The 21,952-nt window shown below is 29.9% G+C and carries 22 protein-coding genes; 5 read left to right on the top strand and 17 right to left on the bottom strand.

The window, feature by feature from the left end; genetic code table 11:
* Positions 1 to 193: 193 nt before the first annotated feature.
* The 6 genes from HUW60_RS03515 to mnmA all read right to left on the bottom strand — a co-directional run bounded on the left by HUW60_RS03515 (position 194) and on the right by mnmA (position 5,518).
* Positions 194 to 388 (bottom strand): hypothetical protein, encoded by a 195-nt coding sequence (locus HUW60_RS03515; protein ID WP_238924452.1) that lies wholly within the window; start codon positions 386 to 388, stop codon positions 194 to 196.
* Between the two features lie 1,043 nt (positions 389 to 1,431).
* The gene (xseA, locus tag HUW60_RS03510; RefSeq protein WP_190600161.1) at positions 1,432 to 2,832 is read right to left on the bottom strand and encodes an exodeoxyribonuclease VII large subunit; all 1,401 of its coding nucleotides are present in this window, start codon (positions 2,830 to 2,832) and stop codon (positions 1,432 to 1,434) included.
* Positions 2,833 to 2,836: 4 nt separating this feature from the next.
* Positions 2,837 to 3,319 carry a Smr/MutS family protein gene (locus HUW60_RS03505; protein WP_190600160.1) on the bottom strand — a complete coding sequence of 161 codons (483 nt, stop codon included), beginning with the start codon at positions 3,317 to 3,319 and terminating at the stop codon, positions 2,837 to 2,839.
* Between the two features lie 150 nt (positions 3,320 to 3,469).
* Entirely contained in the window at positions 3,470 to 3,730 is a 261-nt protein-coding gene (gene rpsT / locus HUW60_RS03500) for a 30S ribosomal protein S20 (protein WP_190600159.1), read from the bottom strand.
* 86 nt (positions 3,731 to 3,816) lie between these two features.
* Positions 3,817 to 4,428, bottom strand: coding sequence for a high frequency lysogenization protein HflD (gene hflD, locus HUW60_RS03495; RefSeq protein ID WP_190600158.1), 612 nt, complete (start codon positions 4,426 to 4,428; stop codon positions 3,817 to 3,819).
* 1 nt (position 4,429) lies between these two features.
* Positions 4,430 to 5,518 carry a tRNA 2-thiouridine(34) synthase MnmA gene (gene mnmA, locus HUW60_RS03490; RefSeq protein ID WP_190600157.1) on the bottom strand — a complete coding sequence of 363 codons (1,089 nt, stop codon included), beginning with the start codon at positions 5,516 to 5,518 and terminating at the stop codon, positions 4,430 to 4,432.
* Between the two features lie 1,296 nt (positions 5,519 to 6,814).
* On the opposite strand from mnmA, the gene HUW60_RS03485 reads away from it, so the two are divergent.
* Both HUW60_RS03485 and HUW60_RS03480 read left to right on the top strand, forming a co-directional pair.
* Entirely contained in the window at positions 6,815 to 7,315 is a 501-nt protein-coding gene (locus HUW60_RS03485) for a copper chaperone PCu(A)C (protein ID WP_190600156.1), read from the top strand.
* Positions 7,316 to 7,725: 410 nt separating this feature from the next.
* Positions 7,726 to 8,406 (top strand): SCO family protein, encoded by a 681-nt coding sequence (locus HUW60_RS03480; RefSeq protein WP_190600155.1) that lies wholly within the window; start codon positions 7,726 to 7,728, stop codon positions 8,404 to 8,406.
* 243 nt (positions 8,407 to 8,649) lie between these two features.
* Here the strand turns inward: HUW60_RS03480 and miaB are convergent, their stop codons facing one another.
* The 8 genes from miaB to ccmA form a co-directional block, all read right to left on the bottom strand.
* Entirely contained in the window at positions 8,650 to 9,987 is a 1,338-nt protein-coding gene (miaB, locus tag HUW60_RS03475; RefSeq protein WP_190600154.1) for a tRNA (N6-isopentenyl adenosine(37)-C2)-methylthiotransferase MiaB, read from the bottom strand.
* 150 nt (positions 9,988 to 10,137) lie between these two features.
* Positions 10,138 to 10,614: a murein hydrolase activator EnvC family protein gene (locus tag HUW60_RS03470; RefSeq protein ID WP_190600153.1), complete on the bottom strand. Its 477-nt coding sequence runs from the start codon at positions 10,612 to 10,614 to the stop codon at positions 10,138 to 10,140.
* On the bottom strand, positions 10,604 to 11,176 hold the full coding sequence (locus HUW60_RS03465) for a YqaA family protein (protein ID WP_190600152.1): 573 nt from the start codon (positions 11,174 to 11,176) through the stop codon (positions 10,604 to 10,606). Before HUW60_RS03465 ends, HUW60_RS03470 begins: the two co-directional genes overlap by 11 nt.
* 1 nt (position 11,177) lies before the next feature.
* On the bottom strand, positions 11,178 to 12,101 hold the full coding sequence (gene glyQ, locus HUW60_RS03460) for a glycine--tRNA ligase subunit alpha (RefSeq protein WP_190600151.1): 924 nt from the start codon (positions 12,099 to 12,101) through the stop codon (positions 11,178 to 11,180).
* A gap of 91 nt (positions 12,102 to 12,192) precedes the next feature.
* Positions 12,193 to 13,563, bottom strand: coding sequence for an adenosylhomocysteinase (locus tag HUW60_RS03455; protein ID WP_190600150.1), 1,371 nt, complete (start codon positions 13,561 to 13,563; stop codon positions 12,193 to 12,195).
* 25 nt (positions 13,564 to 13,588) lie between these two features.
* The gene (gene metK, locus HUW60_RS03450; protein ID WP_238924450.1) at positions 13,589 to 14,722 is read right to left on the bottom strand and encodes a methionine adenosyltransferase; all 1,134 of its coding nucleotides are present in this window, start codon (positions 14,720 to 14,722) and stop codon (positions 13,589 to 13,591) included.
* A gap of 156 nt (positions 14,723 to 14,878) precedes the next feature.
* Positions 14,879 to 15,544, bottom strand: a complete 666-nt coding sequence (ccmB, locus tag HUW60_RS03445) for a heme exporter protein CcmB (RefSeq protein WP_190600149.1) — start codon at positions 15,542 to 15,544, stop codon at positions 14,879 to 14,881.
* Positions 15,541 to 16,137: a cytochrome c biogenesis heme-transporting ATPase CcmA gene (gene ccmA, locus HUW60_RS03440; RefSeq protein WP_190600148.1), complete on the bottom strand. Its 597-nt coding sequence runs from the start codon at positions 16,135 to 16,137 to the stop codon at positions 15,541 to 15,543. The genes ccmB and ccmA overlap by 4 nt, the downstream gene beginning before the upstream one ends.
* 15 nt (positions 16,138 to 16,152) lie before the next feature.
* On the opposite strand from ccmA, the gene sppA reads away from it, so the two are divergent.
* Positions 16,153 to 17,100, top strand: coding sequence for a signal peptide peptidase SppA (sppA, locus tag HUW60_RS03435; RefSeq protein WP_190600147.1), 948 nt, complete (start codon positions 16,153 to 16,155; stop codon positions 17,098 to 17,100).
* A 79-nt stretch (positions 17,101 to 17,179) separates the two neighbouring features.
* Here sppA and HUW60_RS03430 read toward each other — a convergent pair whose 3' ends face one another.
* Positions 17,180 to 17,677: an outer membrane protein assembly factor BamE gene (locus tag HUW60_RS03430; RefSeq protein WP_190600146.1), complete on the bottom strand. Its 498-nt coding sequence runs from the start codon at positions 17,675 to 17,677 to the stop codon at positions 17,180 to 17,182.
* A 65-nt stretch (positions 17,678 to 17,742) separates the two neighbouring features.
* Here HUW60_RS03430 and fur point away from each other — a divergent pair, with 65 nt between their 5' ends.
* Both fur and HUW60_RS03420 read left to right on the top strand, forming a co-directional pair.
* Positions 17,743 to 18,150 (top strand): ferric iron uptake transcriptional regulator, encoded by a 408-nt coding sequence (gene fur / locus HUW60_RS03425; protein ID WP_190600145.1) that lies wholly within the window; start codon positions 17,743 to 17,745, stop codon positions 18,148 to 18,150.
* 5 nt (positions 18,151 to 18,155) lie between these two features.
* Positions 18,156 to 18,944 (top strand): metal ABC transporter permease, encoded by a 789-nt coding sequence (locus tag HUW60_RS03420; RefSeq protein WP_190600144.1) that lies wholly within the window; start codon positions 18,156 to 18,158, stop codon positions 18,942 to 18,944.
* Positions 18,945 to 19,584: 640 nt separating this feature from the next.
* On the opposite strand, the gene prfA is transcribed toward HUW60_RS03420, so the two are convergent.
* Positions 19,585 to 20,670 (bottom strand): peptide chain release factor 1, encoded by a 1,086-nt coding sequence (gene prfA / locus HUW60_RS03415; RefSeq protein ID WP_190600143.1) that lies wholly within the window; start codon positions 20,668 to 20,670, stop codon positions 19,585 to 19,587.
* Positions 20,670 to 21,920, bottom strand: a complete 1,251-nt coding sequence (hemA, locus tag HUW60_RS03410; RefSeq protein ID WP_190600142.1) for a glutamyl-tRNA reductase — start codon at positions 21,918 to 21,920, stop codon at positions 20,670 to 20,672. The genes prfA and hemA overlap by 1 nt, the downstream gene beginning before the upstream one ends.
* Positions 21,921 to 21,952: the final 32 nt, after the last annotated feature.

The raw sequence follows: 21,952 nt of genomic DNA, 5'->3' as shown, positions 1-21,952 counted from the left end.
TTAGTTTTAAGATTAATTGATAGTTGTTTATTTTTTTATCAAGCGTTTAAACTAACTAGTATAATTAATGACACTAAGAGAATAATTATAATCTGACTGATAATTATAAAAAATATAAATAGATTATTTGGTTTTTTCTACACTTGGATAAACTGTATAAATATTTTGATATTCAACTGAACAAGCGATAATATTAGCCGTCAAAGAGTTGTTTACTATCTTTTAAATCTTGGGTAAACATCCAAATGGTACCTCCAATAATATAAATCATAGATATTATGACTGCAAATGCATAGATATATTCAGACGTACCAGAGATAATACCGATATAAGATAAGATAATTAATGTTAGCGGTAATATTAAAGTTATAATTAAGGTGCTTAACATAAGAATATTGCCTCTTATATTACTATTATCAATAGTTGAACTCATTCTTTATCCCCAATATCTTGTATAATATATAATCATTATAGCATAGGTTTTTTATTGGTAATGTTAATACAAATCAATTTTTGATAAAATCATATTAGAAATATTGTAGTGTAATACTCTATTTCTTTTATCAAAAAAATTGATATAAAAATCTAAACTATATAACTAGAATTATATTGACATTTATTTGTGAGTAATATTGTTGTTGTTTATGTAATTTTTAACCTTTAAGCTTTCATGCTTAGTGGTTTCTAGCATTGTTAACTCATAATAGAGTTAAGATTTATATGAGTTATTACATAAAACAAAGTTGCTATTTAGTGTTTTTACCAAAGCAAATGCTAAGATAACATCATACGACATAGCGTTTATTATTTTTAATTTAGTGTTTAGTAACAATTCTGAATTCATTATATTTTGATTAAGATAAATACATCAATGTAAGTGATGAACTATGGCGCGTCTAGCTTGTCTAATAGTGCTAATTTTATTTCCTTGTTTAACTAATTAACTTTGTTTTATTAGGTGTTTATGTATGTGAATATAAACACTGATCCAGTCTTGTTTGTAGTTAATAAATATAGTGTTATCGTTAATACTTTATTAATATCATTTATTATTTTCTGATGGGCTTGTATTTATATTCTTTAGAAGGTTTGGCAGATATGGTTGTTTATTATAAAAATATTTAAGTCTAAAAAAATGGGCTGGTAATAATGTCTTTAACAAATTTAGATAAATTTACCATTAAATAAGGATTTTTAAGCAAATAGCTTTTTGGTCTTTGATAAAAAGGAATTTGTGTTTAATTTGATTGATATGTTTAAGGTTTAAGGCTTATTGAAATATTTTTTCTTTTTACTAGCGTGGCGCTTGTACTGTAAAAGTAATTTTTATAGTAGTAAAATCTTTAATAATTAATGTATTTCTTTCTTGTTTTTGAAAGTATTGATATGCTGAATATAGATAGATATTGTCATAAAATCAGGATAATAAAGTTAATTTTTTTCAATTTTTTCAATGTTAGAGTAGAGTGTTCCGTTAGCTATTTGAGTGATAATGGTTTGATTGATTTTAATATTAGTTACTGATGATAATACTTGATTTTTAGTATTACTAGTAATACTAAAACCCCGTGCAAGTATATTAAGTGGCGACAAGTGATGAAGTGAGTTGGCTTGAATAGATAATCTGGTTTTATGTTTATTAGTTAGAGCTGTAATTATATTTTGAAGTCTTTCAGTTACTAAATATAGAATATTATTATTAGTGTTGATTATTTGCTTAATTTGGTTTTTAATTTTATTCAAAGATATTTGATTCAAAGACTTGGCGTGTTTAATTGTTTTAATAGGAGAGTGTTGCTTTAAAGTGGTGAAAAGAGAATTAAGTTTAGCATTATTTAAAGTGAATATCGATTCTTTGCAAGTAGTAAGATTAGTACTTAAATAATTAAGTTTTTGATTTAAAAAATCAATTTGTTTGTTTGGGTTTGGTATTTTTAATTTAAGTTGATTAAGACGAGATTGGTAATAATATAAGGCCTGTCGATAAGATTGATGTAGTTGCTTGTATAATTTATGAGTATTGGAGAGCAGTTCTAATCGGTTAGACGTAACTAACATGGCGGCAAAACTTGGTGTAGGTGCACGAATATCAGAAACAAGATCAGCAATTGTAGTGTCAGTTTCATGCCCAATTGCACTGATAATTGGAGTGTTTGCGTTAAAGATTGCTCTTGCTAATATCTCTTCATTAAATGCCTGCAGGTCTTCTAATGAACCTCCACCTCTGGCAATAATAATAACGTCACACTTTCTAGATTGGTCAGCTATATTCAAGGCATTTGTAAATTTTTCTATTGAATTTTGACCTTGAACTATTGAGTCAAATAACAAAATTTTAACAAATGGATAGCAGTTATTCAATACTTTAATAATGTCTTGAATAACTGCACCTGTGGATGAAGAAATAACACCGATAGTGTTAATAGTATTAGGTAATGGTTTTTTATGGATATTATCAAACAAACCTTCATCATCAAGGTCTTTTTTTAATTGTTTAAAGGCAAGATTTAAATTACCAATACCTATTTGTTCAATTCGTTGGATAACGAGCTGAAAGTCACCTCTAGTTTCATACAAGGTAGGCACAACACGAACTAAAACTTCCATTCCATTTTTAGGGTTAAACTTAATATAACGTTGATTGAACCGAAATAAAGCACAATGAACTTGAACTGTATTATCTTTGAGAGAAAAATACCAATGACCTGATGTTGGTCGTGTTAAATTAGATATTTCTCCTTGTAGCCAGCAAATAGGAATATTATTTTCAATGGTTTTATTGCAGATAGATAGAAAACTAGAGATTGTGTAAATCTCATCAATATTAAACACAAACTTAGTTTTGTTTTAAAAGGGTAAATACTGCACCTGTTCCACCATCTTTGGGTGGGCAAGAATTAAAAGCTAATACCTCAGGATGTTGACTTAAAAAACTAACTACTTGACTTTTTAAAAGCCCATTATCCTGGCTAGAATTATAACCTTTTCCATGAATAATATGGATAAATTTCTGGTGTTGATGATAGTGAATAAATTCAGATAATGATTGACAGGCTTCAATGGTAGTTTGACCGTGTAAATCTAATATTGGTGCGTAATTGATATTACCTTGTTTCATTCTTTTGATTATTTTTGGTGAAACGCTATTTTTGGCATAGTTAATTACAGCTGACCCAGTTAAACTGCCGTGAGTAATATAGTTATAGGCTTTAAACGCTTTTTTCTTAGCTAAGTTTTGAGGTGCGATTTTGTCTTTATTAATAGGGGCACTGTTTTTAATGGTATTTCTAAATAATATTTTGTCTGACTTGCTTATCATGATACTTTCTATTAAAATTGATTATGATGAGATATTAGTATAACTAATTTTTTGAAAAGTTATACCTTTTCAAAGATGGTTTATACTATTGTATAAACGAGAACATCAAAAATTATTAAAAGTAGGTTTTTAATAATTTTATTGCTAATTTTATAATGCTTTGATTTGTGAATTTAAGCGTGATTTTTTTCTAGCCGCTTGGTTTTTGTGTATTAACCCTTTATTAGTTGCTTGGTCAATCATCTTTTGCATCATTGTAAAATAATTCTGTGCTTGTTCCTTATTACCTGCTTCTAAAGCGTAAGTAACTTTTTTAATAAAAGTGCGAACTTTAGCGCGAATTTGTGAATTGTGTTTATTGCGTTTAACCGCTTGTCTTGCGCGTTTTCTAGAACTTGCTGAATTAGCCATTATGTTAAATAAAGTAATAAAATATATTGAATATGGATGTGATTATAGACTCTTCAACGATAAAAGTCTATAGAGTGTCGGTATTATTAATTTAATCCTTCTAAGGTATTAATTAAATTAAGTATCTTTTTCTTATTTAGTAATAAATGCCAAGTTTTACCACCTTGAGATTTCCATAAAGATACTGCCCGAATACCAGCTAATAATAACGCTCTAATGTGATTTGAAGTATGTTTATTAGATAAGTAAATTTGTTGTCCGTTGATCATAATTTTAGGATTTAAACCACCTAAGGTTGATTTATAAAGTTTAGCTAAACGTGCTACTGAGTTTATATGAGAAATCTCAAAAAAATCTTGATTTTTAATTAAGTCAATTTCTAAAGTAATTTGATTGAGTAGTTTTTGATTTTTCATCAATTTCTTTTCAAGGTTAATCAAGGCCAATGCGTAAAATATTATATGTTGTATGCATTTAGTTTTATTACCTAATACAACTTTTAACGCATCGATACCAACTAATAAATCTTGTTTCTGATTAAAAACCTCTTCAAGTTTGGTACTACTGGTAATTATACTTTTTAAGCTAGCTTGATTGCTATTTGCATCACAAGTGCCAGTTGAAGCAAGTTGATCAATTAGTGTTGTAGTTTGTAATATACTAGCTAGTGCCAGAGTTTGTTCGTGTAATTTATTCATTTTATCTGTACTCAATAATTGCGCCGCCAAGACAAGTTTCATCATCATAAAAAACAATGGATTGTCCTGGAGTAATGGCACGTTGGGATTGCTTAAAAATAATTTTTAATTGCTTGTTATTATTCTGGCTAATCATACAAGATTGTGATTGCTGACGATAGCGTATTTTGGCATTGCATGTCAGTGGTAGTGTTGGGGGTGTGTTAATCCAATAAGGCTTAGAAGTATTTAAGGTTTGATAATATAACAGTGTATGATCACCTTGTACAACTACTAGCTCATTACGTTCAATACATTTATCTGCTACAAACCAGGGTTTACCTGATTTACCAAAACCTCCACCAATTTTTAAGCCTTTGCGCTGACCTATTGTATAAAAAGCCAAACCTTGATGGTGCTTAATAAATTGCCCTTGTTCGTCTACAATATTACCTTGTTGTTTTGGTAGATAGTTTGCTAAGAACTCAGAAAATTTACGTTTACCAATAAAGCAAATGCCAGTTGAATCTTTCTTTTTAGCGGTGACAAAGCCATTTTCTGTAGCAATATTACGTACATCAATTTTATTGGTATCACCCAAAGGGAATAGACTTTTTGAGAGTTGATATTGACTTAAAAGATGTAAAAAATAACTTTGGTCTTTGTTGTGGTCCAAGCCTGTTTTGAGTTGATAAGTTCCATTTTTTTTAGCAATACGAGCATAATGGCCTGTAGCAATTTTATCTGCACCCAGTGATATAGCATGTTTTAAAAATACTCCAAATTTAATCTTTTGATTGCATAAAATATCAGGATTAGGTGTTCGACCTTTTTTGTATTCTTTTAGAAAATGTGTAAATACATCGTCCCAATAATCTACTGAAAAGTTAATAGTATGTAATTTTATGTTAAGTTTATCGGTAATACTTTGTGCGTCAGATAAGTCTTGTTTAGCACTACAATATCTGCCTTTGTCATCTTCTTCCCAATTTTTCATAAACAATGCTTCTACCTGGTAGCCCTGTTTAAGTAATAATAGCGTAGTTACTGAAGAATCAACTCCGCCTGATAAGCCAACTATAACTTTAGTATTTTTATTTAAATTTTTCATACATTAAAATAATAAAATAGAATTTTATTCTATAGTGGTACTTCTTGTCTTATTTAAAATTTTTCCTAGTATAAATATTAGTGGTACGATCTCAATTATATTTTATCCAGGAATTTAAGTTCATTATTTCATACACTTCATCATAAATAAGGCACAAATTAAGAGTCAATTTTTTATTCATATTGCTAGGTAAAAATCTAATTTATGCCTCAATTACAGAACGTATTCTAATCATTTAGAATATATTGTTTTAATGGTGCGTGTTACTGAAAAATAAGTTTAGTACCTTTATAGTTTTTAATGTTATTTATATAGTTTTGCTAATTTTAATTATTAATATGAATAACCATTATTTTGTTAAGTTATTATTTTGAGTGAGTATTAATAATTATTTCCACTTAATGTATCATAATAGTATTATTTCTTAAATAATTTCACTAAATATTATAATACATGAGTGATCATGCGTTGTTTATTTTCTATAATATTATATATCCTTATTATTGGTAATATAAATACCTAAACTATTTATAATGGGGTTTAAGTTCTAGTCAAAAATATCTGATTAATTTTCTTGTGTTGTTAATTTGAAAGATGAAATTACATTGTGTATATTTTATCATTTAAAACCATTATTTTTGTATATGTGTAGATGGATATTAATTAAATAGAAAGCTTTGCATAATTAACATCATATTTGATTTTTAATAATATTGAAGAATAAAGTATGCATATATGCATAGATGATTTATGTTAATAAAAATAGAGTGTATATTATTTATGTAACAAAGTGGTAAGTTTTTACAATATATTTGATATAGAGCTATAAACAAGTGTGTATTAATTCGGACAATAAACAGCACAATCAAAATTTTGTTGAATTAGGCTTAGGCTGTCGTTAATATTTATTAAATATCAAGGTATTGGACATTATAATTGCTAACGCAAAATATTATTTTGATTTTATAGATAAACATATATGTAGCTCTTTTACAGTAGTCATTCAAAATAATATTCAGTTAAAATGTTGTAACAGTTTTAATTATTCATGTCTTGTCTATTTTGTTGACATCATAATAAAACCTTTGTATTTCCTTTAAAAACCTTTGTATTTCCTTTATATTAATGATTATAGTATAGTTTATGGTAATATGATATGCTATAAGTAGCTAGATTGGAGCATGCTACTTTTTTGCGTTTTTAATAGGCATAAATACGAAGATATTTTGTTATTCTGTTTCTAATTTGAGAGCAGAATAACAGTAACAACTTTAATTTTTAATAAAGGTAAAAATTATGTTTAATAAAGTAAAGAAACTTATATTAGCATTTATTATTTTAATAATCTTGTATGTATCCATTACAATGGAACATCATCAAATGAACCAGATTACATCTGAAATTATGATAAATGATCCATGGATACGTTTAGCACCAACTAATGCATCAGTATTGGGTCTTTTTATGCAAATTAATAATAATACCAATAATGATATTAAATTACTTTCTGTAAATTCTAGTGACTATAAGAGTATTGAATTGCACAGAACTGTGGCACAAGATGATATGATGAAAATGGTTAAACAGAAATTTATGATAATTCCAGCTAAAGGTAAGCTACATTTAAAACCAGGGAGTTGGCACATTATGTTGATTAGTCCTAAGTTAGTGTTACATAAAGGTGATATAGTGATGATTGAGTTGATCTTTGACAATGGTTTGACAAAAATTGTACATGCTGAAGTTAGAACAGGAAAGAAAACGATAGATAATCACCATAGTATAATGCACGAGTAAGAAATATATTAAAAAGATTTTGCTTAATTAATATTAAGCTATAAAATAGTACAGAGGTATATACTAAAAGTTTTAACTTTTTTATTAAAGTAATAATTACACCATTATCGCTTACTTATGCAAAAGTCTCTAAAAGATGATTTATTTCTTGTTAGGAGTAAATCTGTTTAATATTTACTTAAGAGTTTTATCAAAGATAATTATTGTAGTTGTTGCATATTCAAAAATAGTTATATTTGAATATGCTAATTTGATTAATAGCGTGGAAATAGTAAGTATATAGAATTTATTTCAAAGTTATTATTTAATCCTATAGTTGAAAGTTAAAACCATTTCTTGGTAGTTCTCCAATAAAGTAAAATCTTATATAATTAAGGAAATATAATGAGTAATCATTATGTATTAGTCTTATGAATAATAAATTATTTAGTGGTATTGTGGTAGTTGTGTTGGTCATTTCTACATTATATTTTGTAAACTCTAGTAAAGGTTATCAAGATTTAGAAAAACAACTTAAAGTTTCTTATATCCTTCATAATCCTGATAAAAAATTGTCTTCTTTTTCGTTAGTTGACCATAACAATAATAAATTTGATAATAATAACTTTAAAGGAAAATGGACGTTACTATCCTTTATTTATACACACTGTCCAGATGTATGTCCTACTGTATTAATGGATATGTCAATACTCAAGTCTACTTTGATTAAAAGAGGTGTAAGTATTATACCAAACCTTGTTGCTATTACCTTTGATCCAGCTAGAGATACACCTAGTGTGTTAAAAACTTATGTGACTCATTTTGATAAGGACTTTTTAGGCGTGTCTGGTGATCAAGTACAAATTAATCAGCTTATTAGACCATTTGGTGTATATTATGAACGGGTGGTTTATGAAAAAAATGGTAAGTTAATAATATTTAAAAATGATAAGCTTTTATCAAAAGATATTCTAGAATCTGGCTACTTAATTAATCATACCGCTTGGATTTATCTACTCAATCCAGATGGGCAAATATTTGCTGGCTTTCCTACTCCGCATGACCCGATTAAAATTGCAGATGATATTGAATTTATCATTAATAATTATTGAAATATAAATATTAGTACATAAAATGTTGTTATTATGCATTTTAAAAACATATTGATTCTTATAATAGATAGATATAAGGTTTATTGGTAAATTAACTATAATTTGTCATCTTAATTCACAAAAACAATATAAAAAATCTTTTGTTTTATATTTACTTAGTAAAAGTACATTAATTTTACAACATAATCATGGTTATAAGGAGAATACTTGGAAAGTCTTTTTTCTTTAAAAACCTATCTAAATTTAAGTTAGCAAATCACCCATTAAAGAATTACCACGACCTTTGGTGATTTTTACATTGACAATTTGACCAATTAGAGATTTGTCACCTTTAAAATGCGTGTTACGCATATTTTCTGTACGTCCAAATAATTCATTTCCTCTTTTAGTTATATTTTCTACCAATACTTTTTGTATACTACCAATCATTAATTTAGAGATGTGTTCAGTGTTGTTGTTTATTGTTTTTTGTATCAGTGCTAGACGCTGTTTTTTAACCTGCATATCGACATTATCAGGATAACTTGCAGCTGGTGTGCCAGGTCGGGGGGAATAGATAAAACTAAATGATTTATCAAAGCCAATTTCATCAATCAGTGTTATGGTATCAAGAAAATCTTTTTCATTTTCGCCTGGAAAACCGATAATAAAATCACTTGATATAGATATATCTGGGCGAATTTTACGTAATTTTTTAATTTTAGATTTGTATTCAATAGACATATATCCGCGCTTCATTAATCTAAGAATTTTATCAGAGCCGCTTTGAACAGGTAAGTGCAAATGTGAAACTAATTCTGGTACTTCAGCGTAAGCTTCTATTAAACTATCACTAAATTGAGTTGGGTGTGAGGTAGTGTATCGAATACGTTTAATGCCGCTAATTTGTGCTATAATATTGATTAACAGCGCCAGATCAGAAATCTCTCCATCATTCATAGAACCTTGATATGCATTGACATTTTGTCCAAGCAAGTTAACCTCTCTAACACCTTGACTGGCTAAAATTTTAACTTCATTTATGACATCATTAAATGGACGTGATATTTCTTCACCGCGTGTGTAAGGTACAATACAAAATGTACAATATTTACTACAACCTTCTATAATTGAGACAAAAGCGGTAACAGAATTGGTTTTTGGTTTTGGTAGATGATCAAACTTTTCAATTTCTGGAAATGAAATATCAATACTAGTTTTCTTATTATTGAGTGTATCATTAAGCATCTTTGGCAATCTATGCAAGGTTTGTGGACCAAAAATAATATCCACATAAGGTGCACGTTTAAGGATTAACTTACCTTCTTGTGAAGCGACACAACCGCCTACTCCAATAATTAAATTAGGATTTTTGTCTTTTAACTTACTCCAACGACCAAGCTGATGGAATAATTTATTTTGGGCTTTTTCACGAATTGAACAAGTGTTAAGTAATAATACGTCAGCACTAGTTGCATCATCAGTTAGTGTTAGGTCATGGGAATGTTTAAGTATATCAACCATTTTATTAGAATCATATTCATTCATTTGACACCCAAAAGTACGAATGTATAATTTATTTATACAATGGTTATTTTGCATCTTATGCATCCTTTAGTGAGAAGTTGTAGTATTTGTGTTGGGTAATAAATTTCAGTACTGTATTTTGAATAATTTGAGCAATAGTCTGATAAGATATTATGTTTTTTAAAAAATCATTCATTGATTTTATTTTAATTAATTTTTAGTTTATTATTTTAGATACTTGAGTGGGTTAATTGTTTGTTGAAACTTTTTCATTTCAAAGTAGAATGGAACATTACCAGTAATGGCAATTATTTGTCCTTTGGTAACAGAATCTCCATTTTTCACCATTAAAGTCTTATTTTGTGTATATGAGCTGTAAAATCCAAAAGGGTGACGAATAATAATCATTTTCCCGTGATTTTTTATTTTATCACCAGCATAGACTACCTCACCATTACGAATAGTACGTACATTTTTTCCAGTATTGGTATTGAAAGTTAATCCTAAATGTTTATTTTTTATTGAGAAGGTCTTGCTTATATTACTTTCAACTGGCATAGACCATATATTGATTTTTTTGTTTATCTTTTTAATGTTTTGTAGATTGGTAGATTTCTCAATAATTATAACTTCTTGTTGAGGATAAAAACAACTTGTTATTAATAACAAGCTTAGCCCAAGAGTTAAAAGTTTAACTGGCATACCAAGCACCTAGTGCAATAACTATAATTAAAATATAGCCTAAATGATTGATATATTTTTTTAGCCACTGATCATATTGTTGACCATAAGCTTTGATTAGTGAAACAACTAGATAATATCTAGTTGCACGTGTAATGATTGAAATAATAATAAATGGCAATAATGCCATGGACATAATACCAGCAGTAATGGTAGCCAATTTATAAGGAATAGGGCTAAATGCTACAATACCAACTGCCCAAATACCATAAGTATTAAAAGATGTCTTTATATATGTGACTGATTCTGGTTTGATAAGTTCAAAATTTAGCAAAAATTGTAATAATATCTCACCTATAAAGTACCCGATTAAGCCGCCTAATACTGAAAAAATAGTACAAATAAAAGCAAAATAGTAAGCTTTTTCAGGGTGTTTGAGTGTCATTGGCGCTAGTATTATATCAGGTGGTGGGTAAGGTAAAATACTAGACTCTAAAAAACTAACTACTGATAAGTAGTAAATGATATATTTGCTTTCAACCAAGTTAAGAATCCTTAAATAAATTTTGGCAAATATATTCATATTATTTCTTACTTGGCTTGACTTTCGTGAGTTGTTTAAGCATTGGAAAGTTTAAAGCTTTACGTGAGTCGTAATAAGTTTGTGCCACCTTTTTACTCATAGCACGTACTTTACGAATAAACCGTGCGCGATCTGTTACGCTAATAGCATGACGCGCATCAAGTAAATTAAATAAATGTGAAGCTTTAATGACTTGCTCATGAGCAGGGTAGGGCAATAATCTTTCAATTAGTTTTTCATGCATAGTTTCTGCTTCATCGAATTGCCTGAATAATACTTCGGTATTAGCAATCTCAAAGTTATATTGCGATTGTTCAATTTCATTTTGATGAAACACATCAGAATAACTAATTCCTTCAACCCAAATTAAATCAAATACACTATCAACACCTTGTAAGTACATAGATAAACGTTCTAATCCGTAAGTAAGTTCCCCTGATATAGGTTTACAAGTTAAGCCGCCAACTTGTTGAAAGTAGGTAAATTGAGAAATTTCCATACCGTTTAACCAAACTTCCCAACCCAAACCCCAAGCTCCTAAAGTTGGTGATTCCCAATTATCTTCTACAAAGCGTATATCATGCTTAGTTAAATCAATATTAATTTTAGCTAAAGATTCTAAATATAAATCTTGAATATTTATTGGTGATGGTTTGAGTAACACTTGAAATTGATAATAATGTTGTAATCGATTTGGATTTTTTCCATAGCGGCCATCGGTAGGGCGACGGGATGGTTGTACATAAGCTGCTTTCCAAGGTTCAGGACCAATAGCTCTTAGAAATGTAGCAGGGTGAAAGGTTCCAGCCCCCATTTCCATATCAAAAGGTTGCAATAGAGCACATCCTTTTGAGTTCCAAAAAGTTTGTAGTTTTAAGATTAAATTTTGGAATGAAACACAAGTATCCAAATTTTGAATTGACATATTAATTTAATAAAAATAATAAAAAATTTTACCGTAAAATTATTATAAAAGTCCTGCACCAGAGTATTTTTTGTGAAATACTTAATATAGCTTAATACTTATAACTCTCAGGCTTGAACGGACCATTTTTTGGGACATTAATGTAATGAGCTTGAGTAGCTGTCAGTATCGTAAGTACGCCATTAAAACCGCTCACCATACCTGCAGCTACCTCTTCATCTAGTTTTTTAGGAAGAACTTTAACATAAATATTACCTCCATTATCGGCAAATTTTGCATTAAACAAGTAAATTTGTGCCAAGACTTGATTGGCAAATGAGCCATCCATGATACGGCTTGGATGTCCTGTTGCATTGCCTAAATTTACTAAACGACCTTCGGACAGTAAAATTAAATAGTCATTTTTATTGTCTGTTCTAAAAATACGATGAACTTGAGGTTTGATCTCATCCCAACGCCAATTATCACGCATATATTGAGTGTCAATTTCATTATCAAAATGTCCAATATTGCAAACTACTGCTCCTGATTTAAGGGTTTGTAGCATGGCATTGTCACAAACATTAATATTACCTGTAGCGGTTACGATTAAATCAGTTGTATTTAGCAGATCTTTATTAATGTCGTTAATTAAACCTGTATTGATGCCGTTGATATAAGGAGAAATAATTTCAAAACCATCCATGCAAGCTTGCATTGCACAAATTGGGTCAATTTCACTGATTTTAACAATCATGTTTTCTTGACGTAGGCTTTGTGCAGATCCCTTACCAACATCGCCATATCCAATTATTAGTACTTTTTTGCCTGACATGAGCATATCAGTACTACGTTTAATAGCATCATTTAGAGAGTGACGACAACCGTATTTATTGTCATTTTTTGACTTAGTCACTGAGTCGTTTACATTAATAGCAGGGACCTTAAGTAAGCCTTTTTTCATCATTTCTAATAAGCGATGGACACCTGTTGTGGTTTCTTCAGAAATACCGTGAATGTTAGCTAACATTTCTGGATATTTTTCGTGTAATATTTGGGTTAAATCTCCACCATCATCAATCACCATATTGGCCGCCCAAGGTTTACCATTTTTTAAAATAGTTTGTTCAATACACCATAAAAATTCCTCTTCAGTTTCGCCTTTCCAGGCAAAGGTTGGGATATCAGCTACTACCATAGCACTAGCAGCGTGGTCTTGAGTGGAGAAAATATTGCAACTTGACCAACGTACTTGAGAACCTAAATCGATTAGTGTTTCAATTAAAACAGCGGTTTGAATAGTCATGTGAACACAGCCAATAATTTTAGCATTTTTTAAAGGTTGTTTATTTTTATATTTTTCTCTAAGTGCCATAAGTGTTGGCATTTCCGCTTCTGCAAGCTCTATTTCTTTACGACCATAATCAGCTAGTTTTATATCAGCGATTTTGTAATCTTTATTATTTAAGGTTGAGTTATTCACTTTGATTATTATACCAATAATATTTTTATCTTAGTAAGTGAGCGCGATCAGTTTTTTCCCAACTAATGTCATTTTCTGTACGTCCAAAGTGGCCATAACTAGCGGTTTGTTGATAGATAGGGCGTTTAAGATCAAGCATTTCAATTAAGCCTTTAGGACGTAAATCAAAGTGTTTATGTATTAAATGTTCAATTGCTTGATTACTGATTTTTCCTGTACCAAAGGTTTCTACATTAATTGAGATAGGTTCTGCTACACCAATAGCATAAGAGACTTGAATTTCACATCTATCAGCCAAACCAGCAGCAACAATATTTTTAGCTATATAACGTGTTGCATATGCTGTAGAACGGTCAACTTTTGATGGGTCTTTACCAGAAAATGCACCACCACCATGTCTGGCCATACCCCCATAAGTATCGACAATAATTTTACGACCTGTTAAGCCTGCATCACCTACCGGACCACCAATGACAAAATGACCTGTTGAGTTGATGTGATATTGAGTTTTATTACTTAGCCATTTACTAGGTAGTACGGGTTTTATTACTTTTTCTAAGATAACTTTTCGTAAATCTGTAAGCGAAATATCATTATCATGTTGGGTTGATAAAACGACGGCATCAATACCTACGATTTTATGACCGTTATATATCATGGATACTTGAGATTTTGCATCTGGGCGTAACCAAGGTAATACACCATCTTTCATTAGTTTCGCTTGACGCGCAACCAAAAGATGCGCATATAGAATAGGGGCTGGCATCAATGTATCAGTTGTATTACAAGCATAACCAAACATTAAACCTTGGTCTCCTGCCCCTTGTTCGTGATTAGATGATTCGTTAACACCTATAGCAATGTCTTGAGATTGTTCGCCTAGTAAATTGGTAATATTACAAGTGTTGCCGTTAAAACCATACTCTTGTTTGTCATAACCAATATCAATAATAGTATTACGCACAATTTTTTCATAATCAATATTGGCGCCTGTGGTAATTTCTCCAGCTAGTACGACATGATTACCCTTAACTAATGTTTCAACAGCAACACGTGAGTTTTTATCTTGTGTTAATGCTGCATCTAAGATAGCATCAGAAATTTGATCACAAATCTTATCAGGGTGTCCAGCGGATACAGATTCAGAAGTGAATATCATTTTTTTCTCCTTTATAAAAACAAAAAAACCCTTAAAGCGGGTTTCCAAATAAAGGAGAACACCTACTTTAGCTTGTTTTAGCTTCCTATTTTGGTAGCAACGCTAGCAATCGGGACAAATCAGCGTGATAGTTAAAATTATAGCACAAATAACTGATTATTCTAGGCTTATCTTTAAAGCAATACCACTAATAAATGGTGCACTCATTAAACTTAATATGAGAATGGTAGCTAAAAAATACAATTGACCTGTAATTACTAAACCAAATTGTGCTTGAGAGACAGCACTTGAAGCAAAAATAAGAATAGGAATATACAAAGGTAGTATCAGCAAAGATAATAACATGCCAGAATTTTTTATACCAACAATAAGTGAAGCCCCAATAGCTCCAATAAGACTTAAACTTGGAGTGGCTAATAATAGCGTTATCATTAATACATAAACACCATTGTTATCAAGAAATAAAAATAATCCAAATAAAGGAGATAATAGAATAATAGGAATACCAGTCAAAATCCAATGAGCGGTAATTTTTGATAGAATAAGTAAAGGTAGTGAATGGTGAGAAATCACTATTTGTTCTAAAACACCATTTTCAAAATCATGATGAAATAAAGCATTAAGTGAAAGTAACATGGAGAGCATTGAAGTAACCCAGATAATGCCTGATCCAATTGTGGAGAGTATAGCAGCCTCAGAGCTAATAGCTAAGGGAAATAATGATACTGATATTATAAAAAATAACAAAGGGTTTAGTATACTAGAAGGGTTGCGAACAGCAATACGTAAGTCACGTTTTAATGCTTGTAGGTAAATATTCATAGTTCTAACACTTTTTGATTAAGGAGGTTTGAATTTTGATGTGTAGTAAATAAGCATAATCCACCTTGCTTACAGTGTTTTGTAATTCTACTTTCAATGATTGTTACCCCCTCAGTATCAAGTGCAGTAAAAGGTTCATCTAATAGCCAAATTTTCGCATTAGAAATGAATAAGCCTGCTAGGATAACACGTCGTTTCTGCCCTGCTGAAAGCTTGTCACAGTATTCATTTTCATAACCTTTTAAACCGATACTTTTTAATGCTTTAGTTAATTGTATTTGTTTGGTAGATTTATTAAGCTCTGTCAAAAATTCAAGATTCTCAAGAGTGCTTAATTCTTGACTGAGTGCTGACAAGTGGCCTAAATAAAAAATTTCTTTTTGGTAGGCTTCTGACTTGAGTTTATGATTGTCTAAAAAAACATTACCTTGTTCTTGGACATCAAGCCCGGCTAGAATTTTAAGAAGTGAAGTTTTACCACTACCATTAGTTCCAGTAATGCGTAAAATATCACCTGAGTTAACTTTAAAAGAAAGATTGCTGAATAAAAGGTTGTAGCCTTTTTGGCAACTAAGATTATCTACTTTTAACATAAATGAAGATTATATATGAAACGTACCGCTGATGAACAACTAGCCGATATTGCACAAGAATTTGTACGTCAAAATAAATCCAAATATCGTTGGCGTATTATATTTAGTATATTATTTGTTAGTTATTTTATTTTTATATCTTATATTGGTGTGAGCGAAAATGGCGTATTAAAGATAGCACTTAAAAAAGAATCTCCTTTTATTGCTGAAGTAGTGCTAAGTGGCACCATTCAAAGTTCAGGTTCAATTGATGCTGATGAGACTATTGAGTTATTACGTAGTGCATTTAAGTCAGAAAATGCAAAAGCTATTATCTTAAGAATTAATTCACCAGGTGGTTCGCCTGTACAATCCAGTAGGATTTATAAGGCTATTATTCGTTTAAAAAAACAATTTGATAAAAAATTTTATGTGGTGGTTGAAGATGTTTGTGCTTCAGGTTGTTATTATATCGCTTCAGCTGCTGATGAAATATATGCCGATGAATCTTCAATTATTGGTAGTATTGGTGTTATTATGTCTAGTTTTGGCGCAGTTGATGCCATTAAAAAATTAGGTATTAAAAGACGGCTCTATACCGCAGGAAAATATAAGGGCTTGTTAGACCCTTTTTCTCCAGAAAATGAAAAAATATTAGAGCACATTCAAACTCATGTATTAGATAAATTGCATCAAAATTTTATTAATGCTGTTAAAGCAGGTAGAGGTGACAAGCTATCAAAACATAAAGATTTGTTTACAGGTTTGATTTGGCTAGGTCAAGATGCTAATAAATTAGGGTTAATAGATGGTATTGCAGATACGAATTATGTTGCTAAACATATTATTGGTATTGATTCAAGAGTTTTATTTGAAAAAGAAAAGACTCTATTAGAACAATTAACTGAAGTAAGTATTAATGGTATTGCATTGGCTATTAGTGATAAGTTAATATCTAAAAATTTAATTGGATTTTACAGGTAGTTAATTATTAGAATTTATACCAAGGTATTTTTATATTAACAACTTATTTATTTGTTGACAATATTTTCTATTTAATTTGTTAATTTATGAATATGGTGGTTGAATTACTCTTTAATATTTTAGTTTTAGACAAAGCTTTTTCTTTAGTAATTTTTACTACTACTTTAGCTTTTTCTGATGTTTGTTTATCTCTAATACGTTTGTTTTCTATTTTTCTTTCTTTGTCAGTTAACTGTGATAATGAGCTAATACCACTGGTATTGATATGTATCAAATTGTTATTATTAAACTTCAATATCAGGCGATAATGAATATTGTTTTTTTTATGTAAAGTAGAGTGATTAATATAATCCCACTGATTGTTATGAAAAGTATCAATAATGCTTGGTGAACCAATTAGATTTTGTACTTCATCTTTTGACATTCCTAATTTTAATTGATTAACTTTAAATCTTTCCAGTATTGATCCTTGATGGATGTCATTTTTATATAATATTGGTAATGATATGCCTGGTATTTTAGGTAAACATGCAGATAGAAATAGAATTAAGAATACAATCAAAGTTAATTTGTTCATTTACTGGTTTTTTAATTTAAAATAGTTGAAAATTATTAACTAATTTTACATTAAGGATATTAGATATGGATGCTCAGGATTTAAAAAGTGCGGGGCTTAAAGTTACACTACCAAGATTAAAAATTTTGGAAATTTTAGAAACTAGTGATAATCATCATATGAGCGCCGAGGATATTTATCGTACTTTGATGATGCAAGGTGCAGAAGTGGGTGTAGCTACGATTTATAGAGTACTTACTCAGTTTGAAGAGGCAGGCATGGTAAATAAACTTAACTTTGATAATGGTCAAAGTGTGTTTGAGCTATCAAATGTAGAACATCACGATCATCTAGTATGCGTTAAGTGTGGTAAAATTGATGAATTCTCTGATGAGGTAATTGAGCAACATCAGCATGATATTGCTAATAAATATGGTTACCAACTGACCGATCATTGCTTGTATTTATACGGTTTTTGTAAGGGTTGTCACTAATCCATTTGGAAGATTTTATTTTTAGGGCTATTTTAGCAGCCATTGGCATTTCAATTATTTCAGGTTCATTGGGTTGTTTTGTTATTTGGAAACGTATGAGTTATTTCTCAGAATCTATTTCACATTCAGCACTTTTGGGTACATCTTTAGGTTTTGTTAGTGGCTTAGGAATGCATTTTGGCTTGGTAATGGTAGGTATAATATTTGCAATATTTATTGTTATCTTGCAACGAAAAAATTTTTTATCTAACGATACTATTTTAGGTATTTTTTCACATATTTTTTTATCGTTAGGTATTGTCGTTTTAGGTTTTATTGGCGAAACTAATACGGACTATTTTTCACTCTTATTTGGTGATATTTTATCTATCACTAACTCTGATATTATTTGGGTGTATGTAATTTTGACAGTACTTGGATTACTACTCATTATTTTTTGGCAGCGTTTATTATTACTAACTTTAAATGAAGAATTAGCAGTTGCACAAGGTCTTAATAGAGATTTTTATCAGTTGTTATTTATGTTAATGATTGCGTTAGCTGTGTCTGTTTCAGTACAAATTGTAGGTGTGCTTTTAATTACCTCTTTATTGATTATTCCACCAGCCGTTGCTAGAGCATTTTCTAATACACCTAGCGGCATGGTATTTCAGTCAGTTATTATTTCTATGGTTGCAGTTACTATTGGTATTAGTGTTTCAATGTTTTATGATGTAGCAACAGGACCAGCGATTGTAATTACTCTAGGTGGGTTATTCTTATTATCACAACTTGCATATAAAAAATTAATTTAAAGAGATTAATATAACTTATGAAGTTTATAAAACGACCATTATTTCTTCTAAAAAATTTAGGAAGTATCTAGAATTTTATTATAATTATTATTTTTTTGCTTTAAATAAATACTCAAGGAGTTATTTATATTTAGAAAGAGGAAGAATAAGACACATCTTTTAAAAAAATGTGAATAATATCTTATAGATTTGTCAAAGTATTATATTCACTTATATTGTGGGAATAATTTTAATAAAAACATTATTTAGCCTTCTTGTCCAGTAAGATTAAAGGAAGTATAGTTATGAATAATAGAATGTTTGTGTTAATTCTTTTTTAGGTGGAAAGAACTTTTAAGTAAAATTATATTTATTGTTTACTAACTTAGATTACTGTTGTGTATATGTGTTTGTATCTACCCCTATTTGTATCTTAATCTGCCATTACCAATAATAATATTTTTGTTTAAAAAGTTTTGGTTATTTTAATATTTTGATTGAGCTCTTTTAAGAGGTAGTAATAGGTTAAGAACCGTATAAAATCTATCTAAAGATCTAAATATTAACAATTGATTATATTTTCTTATTTTATCTAAATAATCATAGTGGTAGCTATTTACTATAAGTATGGTTTTTCTATATTTGATTGGTATAGTATTTTTTAAGGATTATTTAATTCAATTAGTTGATTAGTTTGTTGTTCGATAATTAAGGGCTTAATTATTGCATTTAAATCACCTTCCATAATTTCTGTTAGTTTGTATAAGGTTAGATTAATGCGATGGTCGGTAATGCGTCCTTGCGGGTAATTATAGGTACGGATACGTTGTGATCGATCGCCGCTACCTATTAACTCTTTACGAGTTGATGATTGTTGTTCTTGTTGTTCTTGTTGTTGTGCATCAAGAATGCGTGATGCTAATACTGACATTGCTTGGGCTTTATTTTTATGTTGTGAACGACCATCTTGGCATTCAACTACAGTTCCAGTTGGAAGATGTGTTACACGTACAGCAGAATCAGTTTTATTAACATGTTGACCGCCTGCACCACTGGCTCTGAAAGTATCGATACGAACATCATTTATATTAATATTGATTTCTTCAATATTTTTAACTTCAGGCATGATGGCAACGGTACAAGCAGAAGTATGTATTCGACCTTGGTTTTCAGTTGTTGGTACGCGTTGTACACGATGTGCACCAGATTCAAATTTTAATTTTGAGTAAACATTTATTCCGCTAATACGAGCAATAATTTCTTTAAAACCGCCGTGTTCACCAATACTAGAGCTAATAATTTCTATTGTCCATTTTTGCTTTTCGCTGTATCGACAGTATATTTTAAACAAATCACCTGAAAAAATACTGGCTTCATCGCCGCCTGTACCTGCTCTAATTTCAATAATAATATTTCGAGAATCGTTAGGGTTTTTTGGTAAGATAGATTTCTTAAGTTTTAGATCAAGTTGACTTAAAATTTTTTTAGTATTAAGTATTTCTTCTTTAGCCATAGTTTTGATTTCCATGTCGTCTTCAAATAGCATTAATTGTGCATCTTCTAGGTTTTTTTGATGTGATAAATAGGTTTGAAATTGTTGGTTGACTGGGGTTAATTGAGCGTATTCAATGGATAGTTTTGTGAACTTTTTAACATTACTAACTATCTCTGGATCAGATAGCATAATACTTATTTCTTCAAGACGCATTGATAATTGCTCTAATTTAGCCAGGATAGATGAATTCATTATTTTTTAATATTGGGTATACAACCTTCGCACTGAGATAGATTATTAGCAGAGGTTTGTTTTATATTTTTAGAAGGCAAGTGTAATAGTTTGTTAGTTAGTTGATCAGCAAATTTACGAATAATATTCTCATAATTTCCACTATGTTTAATCTGTTTTATGGCTTTTTCTAAGAGTTTATCTTTAATTAAGTTAGCATTAGAACGATAAGATCGTACTAATTGTTCATTAGGTAAAACTTTCAACCATTGATTAAACACTTGGTTTTGTTTGATTATAATTTCCTGTGCTAGGTTTTTTTCTTTTTCTCTATTGCCAATGTTATCATTAATCACTTGTTCTAAATCATCAATAGTGTATAAATAAATATCATCTAATTGTCCTACTTCAGGTTCAATATCACGAGGTATGGCAATATCAAGCATAAATATTGGTTTATGCTTGCGTTTTTTTAAGGCACTTTCAATCAGTCCTTTGCCAATAATAGGTACTGAAGCTGCTGTTGAAGAAATAATAATATCTGCTTTGTGTATAATAGATGAAAATTGTTTTAAGCTAATAGCTTGTGCCTGATATAAGTTAGCAATTTTTTGTGCATTTTCAATGGTTCTATTAGCAATAATCATGTTACTCACCTTTTTTTTGTTTAGGTATTGTGCACATAATTCAATCATTTCTCCTGCGCCGATAAGTAAAACAGTTTGTTCAGATAAACGTTCAAAGATCTTTTCACTAAGTTTAACCGAACAATAAGCAATTGAAACAGGTGAAACACCAATTTGAGTATCAGTACGTACTTTTTTAGCCGTTGAAAATGCGTGTTGGAATAGTTTTTCTAATAATTTATTTAAGGTTTTAGCTTCTTTTGCTATATGGTATGCATCTTTTAATTGGCCTAGAATCTGAGGCTCTCCTAGTACCAATGAATCAAGACCTGTAGCAACATTGCAAACATGCGTAAGCGCTTCATTGTCCTCAAAATAATTTAAATAAGGGTTAATTCTGTCACGTGTGATATCGTGTATTTTGGCAAGATAGTTACTTAATACTTCTTTAGGGTTTTCATTGTCAGAATTAACATAAATCTCTACACGATTACAGGTAGACAAAATAATGCAAGCATAAATACCATAAATACCATGAAGATCACTCAATGCTTGAGTTAATTTATCTGGTGTAAAAGCGACTTTTTCTCGCACTTCAACAGGTGCAAGTTGATGGTTGATACTTAAAATTGCAATTTGCGACATAAATTCAGCAAAACTAACTCAAATAAATGCTT

It is taken from the genome of Candidatus Vesicomyosocius sp. SY067_SCS001, assembly GCF_014706615.1.
Taxonomy (GTDB): Bacteria; Pseudomonadota; Gammaproteobacteria; order PS1; family Pseudothioglobaceae; genus Ruthia.
Note: the sequence above shows the minus strand (reverse complement) of the source record. Positions and strands in the feature narration are given on the sequence as shown.